Below are 2293 nucleotides of genomic sequence, written 5' to 3' on the forward strand. Positions count from 1 at the left end.
CCGGGGCGCTCATGCAGGGCGCGTTCGGCAACCCGCTCGCCGAGCCCAGCGTGGTGGGGGTGTCCGCCGGGGCGGCCGTGGGCGCCGCGGCGGCGATCGTGTTCGGGCTGACCGCCTTCGGTGCCTGGACCAGCGTCGTCTGCGCTTTCGTCGCCGGCATCATCACCACCACCGCGGTGTACCTGTTCAGCCGGAGCAACGGCAGGACCGAGGTGGTCACGCTGGTCCTCACCGGCATCGCCGTGAACGCCGTCGCCGGAGCCGCGCTCGCGCTGCTCATGTTCCTCGGCGACACCCAGGCCCGCGAGGAGATCGTGTTCTGGCAACTGGGAAGCCTGAACGGCAGCCGGTGGGAGCACGTCCTGGTGGTGGCGCCTCTGGCGTTGCTCGGGCTGGTCCTGGCAGCGCGTCTGGCGCGACCTCTGGACCTGCTCGCGCTCGGAGAGCGCCCGGCCCGCCACCTGGGCGTCAACGTGGAGCGGTTGCGTGTCTTCTCGATCCTGCTGGTCGGCCTGCTCACGGCCGCTGCGGTGAGCTTCTGCGGCATCGTCGCGTTCGTCGGCCTGGTGGTGCCGCATCTCGTCCGCATGATCGCCGGGCCGGGCCACCGACTGCTGCTTCCGGCGTCGGCGCTGGGTGGTGCGGTGTGTCTGCTGGCGGCCGACCTGCTCGCCCGCACCGCCGTGAACTACGCGGAGCTGCCACTGGGGATGGTGACGGCCGCCGTCGGCGGACCGTTCTTCTTCTGGCTCCTCCACCGCACCCGTCGCACCGCAGGGGGCTGGGGATGAGCGTCACCGGGTCACGCGTACCGGTGCTGTCCGCCGAACGCGTCACGGTACGAATCGGTGGCCGGACCCTGCTCGACGCGGTCGACCTGGAGGTCTACGCAGGCGAGGTGCTGGCGCTGGTGGGCCCCAACGGTGCGGGCAAGTCCACGCTGCTCGGCGTGGTGGCGGGGGACACCGACCCGGACTCCGGCCGCACGGTGCTCGACGGCACCGATCTGCACCGGTGGCGTCTCGGCGACCTCGCCCGCCGCCGGGCCCTGCTCACCCAGGCCAACTCGGTCGCCTTCCCCTTCACCGTGCGGGAGATCGTCGCGATGGGGCGCGCCCCCTGGGCAGCGCTGCCCGAGGGGAACGACGACGAGGAGATCATCGAGGAGTCGTTGGCCGCCACCGACACCTCCTCGCTGCGGTCCCGGACCTTCCCGACCCTGTCCGGTGGAGAGAAGGCGCGCGCCTCACTGTCGAGGGCGCTCGCCCAGCGGGCCGGAGTGCTGCTCCTCGACGAACCCACCGCCGCGGTGGACCTGCGCCATCAGGAGATCGTCCTGGAGCTGGCCCGGACCGTGGCCGACGCCGGCGGGGCGGTGGTGGTGGTCCTGCACGACCTGGAGTTGGCCGCCGCGTGGTCCGACCGGCTCGTCATGATCTCCGGGGGTCGGATCCGTGCCGAGGGGCCACCCGACCGGGTCCTCACCGCCGAGCTGGTGGAAGAGGTCTATCAGCAGCCGGTTCTCGTCGACCGTCATCCCGTCACCGGGGACCTGTTGGTCACCCCGGATCGACGTCGATTCCGCACCGCCCGGACGCCGGCGGAGCCCGCGTTCCCGGCGACACTCGGGTCGGCCCTCGTCAAGGAGTTCACGTGATTCACACCCGGTCATCAACGATGCGGGCGTCCGCGATGCGGATGCTCGCCGTCCTGGCGCTGGCGCTGCTCGGTACGTCGGCGCTCGCCGTCCTCGCCGACGCGCCGGCGAACGCCGCCGCACGACTGACGGCGTCCAGCTCACTGGGCGGGGCGGTGGCGTCGACCTCGGGCCGGACCGGGTTCACCGTGTCGGGCTCGGGTTTCCAGGCCGTCGAGGGCGGATTCGGTGGCGTGTACATCGGCTTCGGGTGGGTCAACGGGTCAGGGTGGGGGCCGTCCCAGGGCGGCGCGACCGGCCGGACCTACGACTACGTCCCCGACGAGCAGTCGCGCAGTAACCAGGGCTTCCAGGCCTTTGTCGCCTTTCCCGGCTCGTCGACGTCGGGAGAAGCCCAGGCGACGATGGGGTCGGACGGGTCGTTCCGGGTGAACCTCACGGTCCCCGGCCCCACCTTCACCGGCGCCGGCGGCAAGAGCATCGACTGCACCAAGGTCACCTGCGGCTTCCTCACGTGGGGCGCGCACGGCGTGCGCAACGGCGCCAACGAGACGTTCACCCCGGTGACCTTCCGGGACGGGGAGGCGGCGCCCGCGGTCGAGCAGGCCCCGGCGGCGGGCGCGCCCGCCTCCGGTG

At 72.4% G+C, this 2293-nt stretch carries 2 protein-coding genes and 1 pseudogene; all 3 read left to right on the forward strand.

Annotated elements, in window-relative coordinates:
- On the forward strand, positions 1 to 791 hold a 791-nt coding region (locus G6028_RS04510; RefSeq protein WP_182617737.1), incomplete at its 5' end, for a FecCD family ABC transporter permease.
- Complete coding sequence (locus G6028_RS04515) at positions 788 to 1657, forward strand: heme ABC transporter ATP-binding protein (RefSeq protein WP_182610083.1); 870 nt, start codon at positions 788 to 790, stop codon at positions 1655 to 1657. The genes G6028_RS04510 and G6028_RS04515, both read left to right, overlap by 4 nt.
- Positions 1654 to 2293 (forward strand): annotated as a pseudogene (locus tag G6028_RS04520) (hypothetical protein); the annotation flags it as partial. The gene G6028_RS04515 and the pseudogene G6028_RS04520, both read left to right, overlap by 4 nt.

The organism is Dietzia cercidiphylli, assembly GCF_014145145.1.
GTDB classification, from domain to species: Bacteria; Actinomycetota; Actinomycetes; order Mycobacteriales; family Mycobacteriaceae; genus Dietzia; species Dietzia natronolimnaea.

Coding starts and splice junctions, on each gene's coding strand:
- G6028_RS04515 (WP_182610083.1), top strand. CDS start 788: ATGAGCGTCACCGGGTCACGCGTACCGGTGCTGTCCGCCGAACGCGTC.